At 47.1% G+C, this 14,274-nt stretch carries 19 protein-coding genes; 1 reads left to right on the top strand and 18 read right to left on the bottom strand.

All coding sequences use genetic code 11. From position 1 onward, the window contains the following. Positions 1–4: 4 nt before the first annotated feature. Positions 5–1,747 (bottom strand): sensor histidine kinase, encoded by a 1,743-nt coding sequence (locus A3773_RS05330; RefSeq protein ID WP_067983825.1) that lies wholly within the window; start codon positions 1,745–1,747, stop codon positions 5–7. Positions 1,748–2,209: 462 nt separating this feature from the next. After that, complete coding sequence (ssb, locus tag A3773_RS05325) at positions 2,210–2,755, bottom strand: single-stranded DNA-binding protein (protein WP_067983823.1); 546 nt, start codon at positions 2,753–2,755, stop codon at positions 2,210–2,212. 292 nt (positions 2,756–3,047) lie between these two features. On the opposite strand from ssb, the gene uvrA reads away from it, so the two are divergent. Continuing rightward, positions 3,048–5,870: an excinuclease ABC subunit UvrA gene (gene uvrA / locus A3773_RS05320; protein ID WP_067983821.1), complete on the top strand. Its 2,823-nt coding sequence runs from the start codon at positions 3,048–3,050 to the stop codon at positions 5,868–5,870. 130 nt (positions 5,871–6,000) lie between these two features. Here uvrA and rplQ read toward each other — a convergent pair whose 3' ends face one another. The 16 genes from rplQ to rplX form a co-directional block, all read right to left on the bottom strand. Next, a complete protein-coding gene (gene rplQ, locus A3773_RS05315; RefSeq protein ID WP_067983819.1) occupies positions 6,001–6,384 on the bottom strand; it encodes a 50S ribosomal protein L17 in 384 nt (127 codons plus the stop codon). Between the two features lie 38 nt (positions 6,385–6,422). Beyond that, positions 6,423–7,427 carry a DNA-directed RNA polymerase subunit alpha gene (locus A3773_RS05310; protein WP_067983818.1) on the bottom strand — a complete coding sequence of 335 codons (1,005 nt, stop codon included), beginning with the start codon at positions 7,425–7,427 and terminating at the stop codon, positions 6,423–6,425. Positions 7,428–7,451: 24 nt separating this feature from the next. Beyond that, positions 7,452–8,072 carry a 30S ribosomal protein S4 gene (gene rpsD / locus A3773_RS05305; RefSeq protein ID WP_067862831.1) on the bottom strand — a complete coding sequence of 207 codons (621 nt, stop codon included), beginning with the start codon at positions 8,070–8,072 and terminating at the stop codon, positions 7,452–7,454. A gap of 15 nt (positions 8,073–8,087) precedes the next feature. Continuing rightward, a complete protein-coding gene (rpsK, locus tag A3773_RS05300; RefSeq protein WP_067862832.1) occupies positions 8,088–8,477 on the bottom strand; it encodes a 30S ribosomal protein S11 in 390 nt (129 codons plus the stop codon). A 25-nt stretch (positions 8,478–8,502) separates the two neighbouring features. Beyond that, complete coding sequence (rpsM, locus tag A3773_RS05295) at positions 8,503–8,859, bottom strand: 30S ribosomal protein S13 (RefSeq protein ID WP_067862833.1); 357 nt, start codon at positions 8,857–8,859, stop codon at positions 8,503–8,505. Between the two features lie 155 nt (positions 8,860–9,014). Beyond that, positions 9,015–9,131: a 50S ribosomal protein L36 gene (gene rpmJ / locus A3773_RS17525; RefSeq protein WP_007021200.1), complete on the bottom strand. Its 117-nt coding sequence runs from the start codon at positions 9,129–9,131 to the stop codon at positions 9,015–9,017. Between the two features lie 21 nt (positions 9,132–9,152). Continuing rightward, positions 9,153–10,481: a preprotein translocase subunit SecY gene (gene secY / locus A3773_RS05290; RefSeq protein ID WP_067983816.1), complete on the bottom strand. Its 1,329-nt coding sequence runs from the start codon at positions 10,479–10,481 to the stop codon at positions 9,153–9,155. Continuing rightward, the gene (rplO, locus tag A3773_RS05285; RefSeq protein ID WP_067983814.1) at positions 10,482–10,916 is read right to left on the bottom strand and encodes a 50S ribosomal protein L15; all 435 of its coding nucleotides are present in this window, start codon (positions 10,914–10,916) and stop codon (positions 10,482–10,484) included. 16 nt (positions 10,917–10,932) lie between these two features. After that, positions 10,933–11,112 carry a 50S ribosomal protein L30 gene (gene rpmD / locus A3773_RS05280; protein ID WP_067983812.1) on the bottom strand — a complete coding sequence of 60 codons (180 nt, stop codon included), beginning with the start codon at positions 11,110–11,112 and terminating at the stop codon, positions 10,933–10,935. 6 nt (positions 11,113–11,118) lie between these two features. Then, complete coding sequence (gene rpsE / locus A3773_RS05275) at positions 11,119–11,619, bottom strand: 30S ribosomal protein S5 (RefSeq protein WP_067983810.1); 501 nt, start codon at positions 11,617–11,619, stop codon at positions 11,119–11,121. Positions 11,620–11,630: 11 nt separating this feature from the next. After that, complete coding sequence (rplR, locus tag A3773_RS05270) at positions 11,631–11,981, bottom strand: 50S ribosomal protein L18 (protein ID WP_067983808.1); 351 nt, start codon at positions 11,979–11,981, stop codon at positions 11,631–11,633. A gap of 13 nt (positions 11,982–11,994) precedes the next feature. Beyond that, the gene (rplF, locus tag A3773_RS05265) at positions 11,995–12,528 is read right to left on the bottom strand and encodes a 50S ribosomal protein L6 (RefSeq protein WP_067983806.1); all 534 of its coding nucleotides are present in this window, start codon (positions 12,526–12,528) and stop codon (positions 11,995–11,997) included. 11 nt (positions 12,529–12,539) lie between these two features. Next, positions 12,540–12,932 (bottom strand): 30S ribosomal protein S8, encoded by a 393-nt coding sequence (gene rpsH / locus A3773_RS05260; RefSeq protein WP_067983804.1) that lies wholly within the window; start codon positions 12,930–12,932, stop codon positions 12,540–12,542. Between the two features lie 83 nt (positions 12,933–13,015). Further along, positions 13,016–13,321: a 30S ribosomal protein S14 gene (rpsN, locus tag A3773_RS05255; protein WP_067983802.1), complete on the bottom strand. Its 306-nt coding sequence runs from the start codon at positions 13,319–13,321 to the stop codon at positions 13,016–13,018. A 12-nt stretch (positions 13,322–13,333) separates the two neighbouring features. Next, complete coding sequence (rplE, locus tag A3773_RS05250) at positions 13,334–13,873, bottom strand: 50S ribosomal protein L5 (protein WP_067983799.1); 540 nt, start codon at positions 13,871–13,873, stop codon at positions 13,334–13,336. 14 nt (positions 13,874–13,887) lie between these two features. Further along, on the bottom strand, positions 13,888–14,202 hold the full coding sequence (gene rplX / locus A3773_RS05245) for a 50S ribosomal protein L24 (RefSeq protein WP_067862852.1): 315 nt from the start codon (positions 14,200–14,202) through the stop codon (positions 13,888–13,890). Positions 14,203–14,274 lie beyond the last annotated feature (72 nt).

Raw genomic sequence — 14,274 nt, 5'->3', positions numbered from 1 at the left:
ATAATTACTCCTGAGCCTTTGCAACAGGCAAAAACACCGTAACAGTTGTGCCTTTACCCTTGATGCTATCAATGCTCATACGCCCACCATTACTTTTAATCAGCGTGTTACAAATTGCTAGCCCTAAGCCGGTACCGGCGGATTTGGTTGTGTAAAAAGGCTCCATAATATGAGCCAAAATATCTTCGGGCATGCCTTGCCCATCGTCACAAACAGACAACGCAACCTCATCGCCCTTTTGACATGCATCCAATTGAATCAAACGGCCTTGAACAGACATCGCCTCAAGCGCATTCAGTAACAGGTTCATTAATACTTGCCTGACATGCCCTTCATCCGCCCAAAAAGCGAGGGAGGATGCACACGTCACACGCAACTCAATACTTTGATTACGGGCCGATGCTCCCACTAAAGCAACGATCCCATTCAGCAACTCTTTTGCGTCAATTTTACTGGCTAACGGGTCACGAGGGCGGGCAAAGTTAAGGAGGTTTTCGAGCACATCATTAACGCGATCGATCTCCTCTTCAACCAGCCCCATCATCTCTTTATTCTCTGGATTTGTTTCTCGCCGAGCCAAAGCGGCCACCGTCGTACGGATAGTGGTGAGTGGGTTACGTATATCGTGCGCCAACCCTGCAGCTAACTGACCGAGCGTTGCTTGTCGCTCTATGGCCAAGGTCGATCGAATAAACGTTTTCAGTTGACGCCGCATCCGTTCGATCGCCTGCCTAAGGCGCAGCATCTCAACCCCTTGAACATTGGCAACCGGCGTTTCTAAGTTACCCAGTGCCACCTTTTCAACGCTATCAATTAGGCTCTCAACTTGTCGATTCAACCGGCGAGAAATACTCATATGTAGCCAAAACAACCCGGCAACCGTAAAGATCATTAAAATAATCAGCCAATAACGCATCCTTTCAACAGGCGACATCACCAACTCACGATCCTGCATGACCAGTAACGACCAACCCGGCAGTAAACTAAAGCGCTGGGTAGCAACCTTCGTCATTGTAACCGGCTGACCAACCACATCGTACGCCTGCCCATCACCCGCTTGAAGGAGCACACGAAAGGCAGTCCCTTGGTCCAACCCCTGCAAAATCTCTGTTAATGAATTAAACCTTAGAAAAAAACCGATACTCCCCTTACGGCCCGAGCGCGGAGCCAGATGTTCAGCGATTCGTAAAACAACCCCCGAGGGCTGCTCGATGGAGAAAGGTGAAGGGCCAATAAGCTCCGTTCCTTCAAACTCGGATATACTTTCCAGCCCCGTTAGCGCCGCTTGCCGCTCTTCAGGAAAGGTCCATACAACCTCGCCCTTTTCATCAAAAAAAACGACACCGTACACACTTCTCGCATCCACCTGTAAGCGCAATAGACTCTCTAGTTCGGAGGAGATTTTTTGTCGACCGGAAGGCACAAATAAATTGGGATTATCAAACTGGTCCGCCAGCGCTAGCAGCTCAAATTTCCGTTCACGGATAAATACACGAAACTCATTTTGTGTGGCGGCCACGCGTGTCGCAAGCTGCTCTTCGGTCAGACGGGTTACCAACTGGGAGAAATAGGAATCGTACAAACTCGCAAAGCCAATTAAAGGTATTAAGGCGACTAATAGGGAGAGCCATAAATATTTGGAGGCCAAGCGATTTTTTGACGTGCCATACGGTACAACGTCGACATCAACGGCAGTATCACTTTCCTGTGATCTTATATGCCGAACAACTGAATGATCATGACTCAAAGGCAAACCCTATTATTAGGACAAGATAATCTCTACGTGTAAAAGATGGTAGCAAGAATAGAACCATGCCATAAACAGAGCAAAACACTGGGTTAATCATAGCGCATACTCACAAAATGAGCGTTAACCGATCACATTAGCTCACCCACCTGAGCGGAAACCGCTCACGCAAAAACAGCGTGTAGCCGTCGACAAAGAACAAGATAAGTAGAATGACGGCAGACCATAATTCGTAAAAATAATTAAGCGTCATGGAAGATAGCAACGAATCCGAGCGGGTCAATAGACCCCGTAACAATCCGTTTACAAGTGAAGTGGTTGGCCCGCTGTAACATAATGTAAACATCAGTTACGTACAAACCGTTCCCTACGAGTGGGCGCGTTATACTATTAAACAAACAGGAAAGCCCCAATCAATGGGGCTCTCAAGGACATTCTTTACATTATGATCTGTGGTATTTTTTAAAACGGAATATCGTCATCAAAATCATCAAAGCCAGGTGCAGCTTGCGGTGCCGGTTGCGGCGCTGGCGCTGCAGGGCGTTGTGCAGGTTTAGCTGCTTGCTGAGGTGCATATTGAGGCTGCGGTGCAGATTGCTGAGGGGCTGGAGCGGACTGCTGAGGCGCATAACCACCCTGCTGTGGCTGCTGATAACCACCATCACCCGCGCCGCGGCTATCAAGTAGCTGCATTTCGCTCGCGACAATCTCAGTCGTGTAACGATCAGCACCACTTTGGTCCTGCCATTTACGCGTCCGCAAAGCACCTTCTACATAAACTTTGCCGCCTTTGCGCATGTACTCGCCGGCGATTTCGGCTAAACGGTTAAAAAAGACAACACGGTGCCACTCTGTGCGCTCCTGCTGCTGTCCCGTCTGTTTATCTTTCCAAGAGTCCGACGTTGCTATAGTTACGTTAGTCACTGCATTGCCATTAGGCATATAACGTACCTCTGGGTCTCCGCCCAGATTGCCGACCAAAATCACTTTGTTAACACCACGTGCCATTTTTCTCTCCAAAATCTTTGTTCGCGTCAGATGCTAAAAGCTACGCATATAACAGCAAAGCTTACCACGCGATCAGTTGAACTCCCATAGTTAAAGCTAATCATAATTTATCTATCTGAATAGAACTAAAGATAGAGCTTCAGGCGACCGCAAAAGTCTTTATAATGATACGTTTGCTCACCCTTAAGTTATGAACCAATTGAGTAAAAATCTCGTAAGATGTAGCTAAAATAGCTCACAGTAGCAGGCGTTATCACCGTTACTGATTCACTGAATAGAAACAGGCGTATACATGGATAAGATTCTGGTCCGCGGTGCTCGCACCCATAACCTGAAAAACATTGATCTTGAAATACCGCGCGATAAGTTAATCGTGATCACTGGCCTTTCAGGTTCCGGTAAGTCTTCTCTTGCTTTCGATACTCTATATGCAGAGGGGCAGCGTAGGTATGTCGAGTCCCTTTCGACCTATGCCCGTCAGTTTTTATCGATGATGGAAAAACCCGATGTTGACCATATCGAGGGACTCTCGCCTGCGATTTCTATTGAACAGAAATCAACCTCCCATAACCCGCGTTCAACCGTAGGGACAATCACCGAGATTTACGATTACTTACGCCTACTCTTTGCCCGAGCCGGTGAGCCACGCTGCCCTGACCACAACCTTCCTTTGGCGGCTCAAACCATTAGCCAGATGGTGGACCAAGTCCTTGAAAAGGAAGAGGGCACTAAACTGATGCTGTTAGCGCCCGTTGTTCAAGGCAGAAAAGGGGAGCAACTACATACCATTAGCAACCTACGCGCCGAAGGCTTTATCCGCGCACGTATCGACGGCATTGTTGTCGATCTTGATTCAGCGCCTGAATTAGATAAAAACAAAAAACATGACATTGAAGTGGTCATTGACCGCTTTAAGGTACGCCCAGACCTGCAAACCCGCTTATCTGAGTCGTTTGAAACTGCACTCAACTTAACCGATGGCATTGCAAAAGTAGCCAACATGGATGACCCCAGTGATGAGCTCATCTTCTCTGCTCGCTTCGCCTGTCCAACCTGTGGGCACAGCATACAAGAACTAGAGCCTAGGCTGTTCTCGTTTAACAATCCCCACGGCGCATGCCCAAGCTGTGACGGATTAGGTGTAAAACAGTATTTCGATAAAAGCAAAGTCGTACACGATAGCAGCCTAACCCTGTCGGAAGGCGCGATCAGGGGGTGGGATAGAAGGAGCCTTTACTATTTTCAGCAGCTTAAAGCGGTGGCGGAACAGTACGGCTTTGATATGGATACGCCCTTCAAACAGCTTAAACCGGAACACCAAGATCTAATCTTAGAAGGGACAGGGGCTGAAACGGTTACGTTTAAATACTTAAATGACCGCGGCGATATTATTAATAAAGCCCACCCATTTGAAGGCGTACTCAACAACCTGCAACGCCGCTATAAAGAGACCGAGTCTGATACGGTACGTGAAGATTTAGCTAAATATCTCAACATGCAGCCATGCTCTTCATGTCAGGGTAGCCGACTTAGAAGAGAAGCACGCCACGTCTTTATTGATGAGCATACCTTGCCGCAAATTGTCACCCGCCCCATTGGCGACAGCTTAGATTACTTCAATCAGCTAGAGCTCGTAGGGAAGCAAGGTGAAATCGCAGACAAGATACTTAAAGAGATTCGGGAGCGTCTGAGCTTCTTGGTCAATGTGGGGCTGGAATACCTCTCTTTAGACCGTAATGCAGACACACTCTCAGGTGGTGAAGCACAGCGTATTCGACTGGCCAGCCAGATTGGCGCGGGCCTCGTGGGCGTGATGTATATTTTAGATGAGCCATCCATTGGACTTCATCAACGGGATAACGAACGCCTACTTAAAACACTCATTCACCTTAGGGATCTTGGTAATACTGTCATTGTGGTAGAGCACGATGAAGACGCGATAAGACTGGCAGACTATGTGATTGATGTAGGCCCAGGTGCCGGTGTACACGGCGGTGAAATTATCGCACAAGGTAAGCCCGATGACGTGATGAATAACCCTGCTTCAATTACTGGACAGTACTTGAGCGGCGTTAGAAAAATTGCCATCCCAGAAAAACGCTGCGCCTACAACCCAGACAAAGTGCTTGAGCTAGAAGGCGCGACCGGAAATAACTTAAATGACGTAAACCTAACCCTGCCGGTAGGTCTGCTGACCTGTATCACAGGGGTTTCTGGGTCAGGAAAATCTACGTTAATAAACAACACCCTCTACCCTATTGCGGCAACTGAACTTAACCGAGCAACAACACTCGATCCCGCGCCCCATAAAGCGATCAAAGGGCTTCAGAATTTTGATAAGGTCATCGACATTGATCAAAGCCCTATAGGCCGTACACCTCGCTCAAACCCCGCAACCTATACCGGTATTTTTACACCGGTACGGGAGCTATTTGCCGGTACCCAAGAAGCACGGTCACGCGGTTATAAGCCGGGGCGATTTAGCTTTAACGTTAAAGGCGGACGCTGCGAAGCGTGTCAGGGTGATGGGGTTATAAAAGTAGAAATGCACTTTCTGCCTGATATTTATGTACCTTGTGATGTCTGTAAAGGTAAACGCTATAACCGCGAAACCCTCGAAGTAAAATACAAAGGCAAGAACATACATGAAGTACTCGACCTCACCGTAGAGGATGCTCGCACCTTTTTTGATGCGATTCCCGCCCTTGCCCGTCGCCTACAAACACTAATCGATGTCGGCCTGTCTTACATACGTTTAGGACAGGCAGCAACCACACTGTCAGGTGGTGAAGCACAACGTATTAAGCTAGCTAAAGAGCTCTCTAAACGGGACACAGGCCAAACGCTGTATATTTTAGATGAACCTACAACAGGTCTACATTTCTACGATATTCAGCAGTTACTCAACGTATTAAATCGCTTGAGGGATCACGGCAATACAATCGTTGTAATTGAGCACAACCTCGATGTGATCAAGACAGCAGACTGGATCGTTGATTTAGGGCCTGAAGGCGGTATCAAGGGGGGCTGCATTATTGCAGAAGGCACACCAGAAGAGGTCGCCAACAATGAACGTTCCTACACAGGGCATTTCTTAAAAGAGATGCTTAACTAACAGCCTAGCGACAGTAGAACGCCTACGGGCGTTTTACAACGAATAGCGATGTTAAACCGGCACTAACTAAATGACAGACAATAAAAAACCCGGCCGAAGCCGGGTTTTTTTTGATCAAGAAAACTTAATCTTATGACTCATCCGCAGCAGTTGCTTCAGGACGGTCAACTAGCTCAACGTAAGCCATCGGAGCGTTGTCACCAGGACGGAAGCCGCATTTAAGAATGCGAACATAACCGCCAGGACGAGCGCTGTAACGCGGGCCTAGTTCATTGAACAGTTTACCAACAGCAACTTTGCTGCCAGTACGTGCGAATGCCAAACGGCGGTTCGCAACAGTGTCGTTTTTAGCTAGAGTAATCAGTGGCTCAGCATAGCCGCGCAGTTCTTTCGCTTTAGGCAGAGTTGTACGAATCAACTCGTGCTCAAACAAAGAAACTGACATGTTTTTAAACATGGCTTTGCGGTGCGCACTGGTACGACCTAACTTACGACCAGATTTACGATGACGCATGATAAATACCTACCAAACTAGTCAGTTTTATCGCCGAATCAGGAAGCGACTTTATCGTCGTTCTTAAGGCTAGCCGGTGGCCAGTTCTCAAGACGCATACCAAGGGACAAGCCCTTTGATGCCAAAACGTCTTTAATTTCTGTCAGCGACTTCTTACCTAAATTCGGAGTCTTAAGCAGCTCAACTTCTGTGCGCTGAATCAGATCACCGATATAGTAAATCTGCTCTGCTTTCAGACAGTTGGCGGAACGTACAGTCAACTCCAGATCATCTACTGGACGCAGAAGAATTGGATCAATTTCCGGCTCTTCTGGTACATCCTTAGCTTGATCAGCCCCATCTTCAAGGTCAACAAATACAATCAATTGCTGCTGCAAGATAGTAGCTGCGCGACGGATAGCTTCTTCTGGATCGATCGTACCGTTAGATTCGATGTCGATTACCAGTTTATCCAAGTCAGTACGCTGCTCTACACGTGCGCTTTCTACTACGTAGGAAACGCGACGTACAGGGCTGAATGTAGCATCCAGCTGTAGACGACCGATTGCACGAGTCTCTTCTTCTTCAGAAACACGAGAGTCTGCTGGAACATAGCCACGGCCACGTCCAATAGTCAGCTGCATGTTAAGACTCGCACCTTCATTTAGGTGAGCAATCACATGGTCCGGATTAGCAATTTCAACATCCTGATTCAGTTGAATATCACCCGCAGTCACAGGACCTGCTTCAGATTTGCTCAGAGTCAGGGTAACTTCGTCGTTGTTGTGCAACAACACAGAAACCCCTTTAAGGTTCAGGAGGATTTCAATCACATCTTCCTGAACACCTTCAATTGTGCTGTACTCATGCAATACGCCTTCAATTTCCACTTCAGTTACGGCACAACCCGGCATAGAAGATAGAAGAATACGTCGTAATGCACTGCCCAGCGTATGGCCAAATCCACGCTCAAGTGGCTCAAGAGTCACCTTAGCACGCGTTTTGCTGATTTCTTGTACGTCGATATGACGTGGACTTAGAAACTCATTTACCGAACGCTGCATATTTCCACCAAATTAAAGTTAAAATTACTTCGAGTACAGCTCAACAATAAGCTGCTCGTTGATATCTGCAGATAGATCAGAACGCTCTGGAGTGGCTTTATAAGTCCCTTCCATTTTAGCAGCGTCTACTTCAACCCATTCTATTGCTGTACGTTGGCCAGCTAATTCAAGTGCGTTTTTAATACGCAACTGAGCTTTAGCTTTTTCACGAACTGCAACAACATCACCTGCTTTAACTTGGTAGGATGCAATGTTCACAACCTGGCCATTAACAGTGATCGAACGATGAGAAACGATCTGACGAGCTTCAGCGCGAGTAGCACCAAATCCCATACGATAAACAACGTTGTCCAAACGGCCTTCTAGTAGCTGCAGCAAGTTTTCACCTGTTGCACCACTACGACGAGCCGCTTCTTTATAATAACTACGGAACTGACGTTCCAGAACGCCGTACATACGACGAACTTTCTGTTTTTCACGTAACTGCAAGCCATAGTCGGATAACCGACCACGACGTGCGCCGTGAACACCAGGGACAGTCTCAGCTTTACACTTGCTGTCCAGTGCACGAACACCGCTCTTCAGGAAAAGGTCTGTACCTTCCCGGCGAGACAGTTTGCACTTAGGTCCAAGATAACGAGCCATATTACCGTCTCCAGGTTAAACGCGACGTTTCTTCGGAGGACGACAACCATTGTGTGGTATAGGCGTCACATCCGTTATATTTGCGATTTTGTAGCCACATGAGTTCAGTGCACGAACTGCAGATTCTCGGCCGGGTCCAGGACCCTTCACAAATACGTCGAGGTTTTTCAGGCCATACTCAAGTGCAGCCTGTCCAGCGCGCTCAGCAGCAACCTGAGCAGCGAATGGGGTACTCTTACGAGAACCGCGGAAGCCGGAGCCACCTGCAGTTGCCCAAGAAAGAGCATTACCCTGGCGATCAGTAATTGTAATGATCGTATTGTTGAAAGAAGCATGAATATGGGCGAACCCATCCGCAACCTGCTTCTTCACTTTTTTGCGTGTGCGATTACCTGGCTTTGCCATATTGGGAATTCCTATCGCTTACCACTTATTTACGGATCGGCTTACGCGGGCCTTTTCGAGTACGCGCGTTAGTCTTACTACGCTGACCGCGAACCGGAAGGTTACGACGGTGGCGAATTCCGCGGAAACAACCAAGATCCATCAAACGTTTGATGCTCATGGACACTTCGCGACGCAGATCGCCTTCAACAGTCAACTTAGCAACTTCTCCACGAATGACGTCCAATTGTTCATCGGACAAATCAGCAATTTTAACAGTTGGTGTAATACCAGATGCTTCAAGAATGCTGGAGGCAGTCGTGCGGCCAATACCGTAAATGTAAGTCAGAGAAATTACCGCATGCTTATTGTCAGGAATGTTGACGCCAGCTATACGGGCCATTCTATTACTCCGTTAAAAAAAGGCGCATGTATTTATTTACATACACCAATAAAATATATGTTCTGTTCGCAGAAGGCGCGCAATAATACACACTGACTAAAATTAAATCAAGTGTTTTGCGCCTTCTGCGCCCAAATCAGCAGTTAATCTTAAGATTAACCCTGACGCTGTTTGTGACGCGGCTCTACTTTACAGATCACGCGAACTGAACCGTTACGACGAACGATTTTACAGTTACGACAGATCTTCTTAACAGATGCACGTACTTTCATGATCTACTCCAGTTGTGGCCTTTAGCGCGAGTTTCCTGCGCTACCACCTTTGAGATTAGATTTCTTCATCAGGGACTCGTACTGATGGGACATCAGATGAGATTGAACCTGCGCCATAAAGTCCATCACGACGACAACCACGATCAAGAGCGAGGTGCCACCGAAATAAAACGGTACATTAGCGGCTACTACAAGGAACTGAGGCATCAAAGACACCGCAGTAATGTAAAGCGCGCCAAACAAAGTCAATCGCCCTAACACCGTATCAATATACCGTGCGGACTGTTCACCTGGACGAATACCCGGAATAAAAGCACCTGATTTTTTCAGGTTATCTGCTACATCTTTAGGATTGAAAACAATCGCTGTATAGAAGTAACAGAAGAATATAATTGCAACCGAGAACAACAAAATGTAAAGCGGCTGGCCTGGGCCAAGCGCTAAAGCAACATTCTGCAGCCAATCCATACCTTCACCTTGACCAAACCATTGGCCCATGGAAGCAGGGAAAAGCAATATACTCGAGGCAAAAATCGGCGGAATCACACCAGCCATATTCACTTTTAGTGGAAGGTGACTAGTTTGAGCCGCAAATACACGGTTACCTTGTTGGCGTTTGGCGTAATTTATGGTGATGCGACGTTGTCCTCGCTCCATAAACACTACAAAACCAACAGTAGCAACCGCCATAAAAGCGATAGCTAACAGCGCAAGGATGTTTAAATCACCCTGACGCGCTGCCTCAAAGGCTTGACCGATTGCACTAGGCAATCCAGCCACAATACCAGCAAAGATCAGAATAGAAATACCGTTGCCGATACCACGCTCTGTCACTTGCTCACCTAACCACATCAAGAAAACTGCACCCGCAACCAATGTAACAACAGCAACAAAATAGAAGCTTATGTCAGCAGTGAATGCTATTCCTTGATTGGCAAGCCCTACGGCCATACCAAATGACTGAACGGTTGCAAGTATCACAGTACCGTAGCGAGTGTACTGGTTGATCTTACGACGACCAGCCTCTCCTTCCTTCTTCAACTGAGCAAGCGTAGGGCTTACCACCGTCATCAACTGCATAATAATCGATGCAGAGATATACGGCATAATACCTAGTGCCAAAATACTCATTCTCTCCAGCGCGCCGCCGGAGAACATGTTAAAGAGACTCAGGATTGTGCCCTGATTCTGATCAAATAAAGCGGCTAGGCGATCAGGGTTAATACCTGGAACCGGGATATGAGCCCCGATACGGTATACCACAATCGCAATCAAAACGAATAATAGACGAGACTTAAGCTCACCTAGTCCATTTTGTACTCCAGCCGGTATTGGTCCTTTCTTAGCCATTTACGCCTCGACTTTACCGCCAGCAGCTTCGATAGCAGCCTGTGCACCTTTAGTCACTTTAAGACCTTTAACGGTGACAGCCTTCGTGATCTCACCAGACAGAATCACTTTAGCAGTTTTAATTTCCTGCTTGATGATATCTGCAGCTTTCAAAGCTTCAAGATCAATTACTTCTGACTCGATTTTAGCCAGCTCACCAAGACGAATCTCAGTAACATAGCGAGCAATACGAGAAGTAAAACCAAATTTTGGCAGACGACGCTGCAAAGGCATCTGACCGCCTTCAAAACCCGGTTTTACAGATCCGCCAGAGCGGGATTTCTGACCTTTGTGACCACGGCCACAAGTCTTACCCAGACCAGAACCAATACCACGACCAACACGTTTAGGTGCCTTACGTGAACCGTCTGCTGGACTTAGAGTGTTCAGACGCATGTTGTGAACTCCCTTATTAGTCTTCTACACGAACCATGTAGTTAACTTTGTTTATCATGCCACGGACAGATGGAGTATCTTCTACTTCAACTGTGTGTCCAATACGGCGCAGCCCAAGACCCTTAACGCACAATTTGTGGTTAGGAAGGGTACCGATAGGGCTACGTACCAATGTTACTTTTACAGTTTTAGCCATTGTCGATTACCCCAGAATGTCTTCTACGGACTTACCACGCTTAGCGGCTACATCTTCAGGTGATTTCATTGTTGATAGACCTTTAACAGTCGCACGAACAACGTTTACCGGATTAGTAGAACCGTAGCACTTAGCAAGTACGTTATGGACACCCGCCAATTCAAGAACTGCACGCATCGCACCACCTGCGATAACACCAGTACCCTGAGAAGCAGGCTGCATGTAAACTTTAGAAGCACCATGACGTGCTTTAATTGGGTACTGCAACGTGTCGCCGTTCAGTTCAACTGAAACCATGTTACGACGAGCCTGTTCCATTGCTTTTTGAATAGCAGCGGGAACTTCACGAGCCTTACCACGACCGAAACCTACACGACCTTTACCATCACCAACAACCGTTAGTGCGGTAAAGCCGAAGATACGACCACCTTTTACTACTTTAGCGACGCGGTTAACCTGAACCAGCTTTTCCTGCAGATCGCCGTCTTTCTGTTCATGATTTGACATATTCGATCCCTTTAGAATTCCAGGCCGCCTTCGCGGGCTGCATCAGCCAAAGCTTTAACACGACCGTGATACTGGTAACCAGAACGATCGAAAGCTACTTTAGATACACCAGCTTCTTTAGCGCGCTGAGCGATTAGCGTACCAACCGTTTCAGCAGCCGCAACATTACCGCCAGTAGTCTCGCGTAGATCTTTTTCTACGGTAGAGGCTGCCGCAAGGACTTTACCACCATCTGCAGAGATAACCTGAGCGTAGATATGACGCGGTGTGCGTGTAACACACAAACGTGTTGCACCTAACTCACGCATTTTCAGACGGGAGCGGCGAGCACGACGAATACGAGATTGTTTCTTAGTGTTCATAACCCTGCCCTATTTACTTTTTCTTCGCTTCTTTACGACGAACATACTCATCAGCATAACGAACACCTTTACCTTTATAAGGCTCTGGTGGACGGAACGCGCGAATTTCAGCTGCAGCCTGACCTAGGACCTGTTTGTCAGCACCTGACAATATGATCGTAGTAACGTTAGGCGTCTCAGCAGAAATACCTTCCGGTAGTTCGTAATCGATTGGATGTGAGAAACCAAGGCTAAGATTAAGCGTTTTGCCTTTAGCGGCAGCACGATAACCAACACCTTGAAGCTGAAGAGTCTTTTTGAAACCTTCAGTCACACCAATAACCATGTTGTTTACTAGTGAGCGAGTAGTACCAGACAGAGCAAGAGACAGCTTAGTACCTTCTTTAGCTGCAAACTTCAGCCCGCTTTCTTCTTGAGAAACGGAAACAGAAGGATGAACGTCTAAAGAAAGCTGACCATTCTTACCTTTAACGTTAACGGACTGACCGTCAACCTTAACTTCAACACCTGCAGGTACAACTACGGGGCTTTTCGCAATACGTGACATTGAAATACCTCTTAGAATACCGTGCAGATTACTTCGCCACCCACACCAGCACTACGTGCAGCGCGGTCAGCCATGACACCTTTACTTGTAGAGATAATCGCTACACCCAGACCAGCAGAAACCTTTGGCAACTCTGATGCGTTCTTATAGATACGCAAACCTGGACGACTTACACGTTTAATCTCTTCAATTACCGGCTTTCCTTCAAAGTATTTAAGCTCGATGTTCAGAACCGGTTTTACTTCACCTTCTACAGAGTAGTCAGTGATGTAACCTTCTTCTTTAAGAACTTCGGCAACAGATACTTTTACTTTGGAAGACGGCATAGATACGGCCTGCTTTTCAGCCATATGACCGTTGCGAATACGAGTAAACATATCCGCTAGAGTATCTTGCATGCTCATGCATTTACTTCCTCATTGTGCAGCACAATGCGGTACCCTCAAGAGGGCCAGACCATTGCGCTTACCATTTTACTAACTGGTGGTTACCAGCTAGCCTTTTTCAAACCTGGAACATCACCACGCATTGCTGCTTCACGCAACTTAACACGACACAATCCAAATTTACGGTATACACCGTGTGGACGGCCGGTCACTTGACAGCGACGACGCTGACGAGATGCACTGGAATCGCGTGGCAACTTCTGAAGTGCCATCGCTGCATCCCAAATCTCATCTTCTGATGAATTAGGGTTACTAATAACTGCTTTAAGTTCAGCACGTTTTTCAGCGAACTTAGCAACAAGTTTTGCACGCTTGTCTTCGCGTGCCTTCATAGATTCTTTAGCCATGATGTTTGCCTATCACTTACGGAACGGGAAGTTCAGGGCAGCCAACAGGGCGCGACCCTCATCGTTATTCTTAGCAGTAGTCGTGATAGTAATATCCATACCACGCATTTTATCCACCTTGTCGAACTCGATCTCAGGGAAGATAATCTGCTCTTTAACACCCATGCTGTAATTGCCACGACCATCGAAAGATTTCGGATTCAAGCCACGGAAGTCACGTACACGAGGGATAGAAATATCAACCAAACGGTCTAAAAATTCCCACATACGCTCGCCGCGTAAAGTAACTTTGCAGCCGATCGGCCAACCTTCACGAACTTTAAAGCCCGCGATAGATTTACGTGCAAGACAAACAACAGGTTTCTGACCTGCAATTGCAGTCATATCTGCAACAGCATTTTCCAACTGTTTTTTGTCACCTAGTGCTTCACCAACACCCATGTTCAGGGTGATTTTGGTCAAACGTGGTACAGCCATTACGTTAGGGCAGTTCAGCTCATCTTTAAGCTGCTGCTTAACGGAATCATTATAAAGCGCTTTTAATCTAGACATGATATCAGCTCCCCTTATCCGCCAATGATTTCGCCGGTAGACTTGAAGATGCGAGATTTAGTGCCGTCTTCAAGAATCTTGAAGCCTACACGATCGCCCTTACCAGTCTGCGGGTTGAAGATAGCTACGTTAGAAACAGCAATTGCCGCTTCTTTCTCAACGATGCCGCCAGCTTTGCCCAACATTGGGTTAGGCTTAGTGTGCTTCTTCACCATGTTGATACCAGAAACGACCAAGCGGTCGTCCAGAACGCGCATGACTGTGCCACGCTTGCCCTTGTCTTTTCCTGCGATGACAATTACTTCATCGTCACGTTTAATTTTGCGCATATTATACCTATATCGCTTCCTGCTACCCTCTCATGCTCAAAAACGCCAACACTTCTCAGTGTTAGCGTTTTT

The sequence above is a fragment of the Neptuniibacter pectenicola genome, assembly GCF_001597735.1.
Taxonomy (GTDB): Bacteria; Pseudomonadota; Gammaproteobacteria; order Pseudomonadales; family Balneatricaceae; genus Neptuniibacter; species Neptuniibacter pectenicola.
Note: the sequence above shows the minus strand (reverse complement) of the source record. Positions and strands in the feature narration are given on the sequence as shown.

Excerpts from the sequence above, each read along its gene's own strand:
- rpsD (WP_067862831.1), bottom strand. The coding sequence starts at position 8,072 with ATGGCTCGTTATCTTGGACCTAAGTGCAAACTGTCTCGCCGGGAAGGT.
- rpsE (WP_067983810.1), bottom strand. The coding sequence starts at position 11,619 with ATGTCAAATCATGAACAGAAAGACGGCGATCTGCAGGAAAAGCTGGTT.
- ssb (WP_067983823.1), bottom strand. The coding sequence starts at position 2,755 with ATGGCACGTGGTGTTAACAAAGTGATTTTGGTCGGCAATCTGGGCGGA.
- rplX (WP_067862852.1), bottom strand. The coding sequence starts at position 14,202 with ATGCGCAAAATTAAACGTGACGATGAAGTAATTGTCATCGCAGGAAAA.
- secY (WP_067983816.1), bottom strand. The coding sequence starts at position 10,481 with ATGGCTAAGAAAGGACCAATACCGGCTGGAGTACAAAATGGACTAGGT.
- rplF (WP_067983806.1), bottom strand. The coding sequence starts at position 12,528 with ATGTCACGTATTGCGAAAAGCCCCGTAGTTGTACCTGCAGGTGTTGAA.
- rpsH (WP_067983804.1), bottom strand. The coding sequence starts at position 12,932 with ATGAGCATGCAAGATACTCTAGCGGATATGTTTACTCGTATTCGCAAC.
- rpmJ (WP_007021200.1), bottom strand. The coding sequence starts at position 9,131 with ATGAAAGTACGTGCATCTGTTAAGAAGATCTGTCGTAACTGTAAAATC.
- rplR (WP_067983808.1), bottom strand. The coding sequence starts at position 11,981 with ATGAACACTAAGAAACAATCTCGTATTCGTCGTGCTCGCCGCTCCCGT.
- rpsN (WP_067983802.1), bottom strand. The coding sequence starts at position 13,321 with ATGGCTAAAGAATCTATGAAGGCACGCGAAGACAAGCGTGCAAAACTT.
- uvrA (WP_067983821.1), top strand. The coding sequence starts at position 3,048 with ATGGATAAGATTCTGGTCCGCGGTGCTCGCACCCATAACCTGAAAAAC.
- rpmD (WP_067983812.1), bottom strand. The coding sequence starts at position 11,112 with ATGGCTAAAACTGTAAAAGTAACATTGGTACGTAGCCCTATCGGTACC.
- rplE (WP_067983799.1), bottom strand. The coding sequence starts at position 13,873 with ATGTCTAGATTAAAAGCGCTTTATAATGATTCCGTTAAGCAGCAGCTT.
- rpsK (WP_067862832.1), bottom strand. The coding sequence starts at position 8,477 with ATGGCAAAGCCAGGTAATCGCACACGCAAAAAAGTGAAGAAGCAGGTT.
- rplO (WP_067983814.1), bottom strand. The coding sequence starts at position 10,916 with ATGCGTCTGAACACTCTAAGTCCAGCAGACGGTTCACGTAAGGCACCT.
- rpsM (WP_067862833.1), bottom strand. The coding sequence starts at position 8,859 with ATGGCCCGTATAGCTGGCGTCAACATTCCTGACAATAAGCATGCGGTA.
- rplQ (WP_067983819.1), bottom strand. The coding sequence starts at position 6,384 with ATGCGTCATCGTAAATCTGGTCGTAAGTTAGGTCGTACCAGTGCGCAC.
- A3773_RS05310 (WP_067983818.1), bottom strand. The coding sequence starts at position 7,427 with ATGCAGCGTTCGGTAAATGAGTTTCTAAGTCCACGTCATATCGACGTA.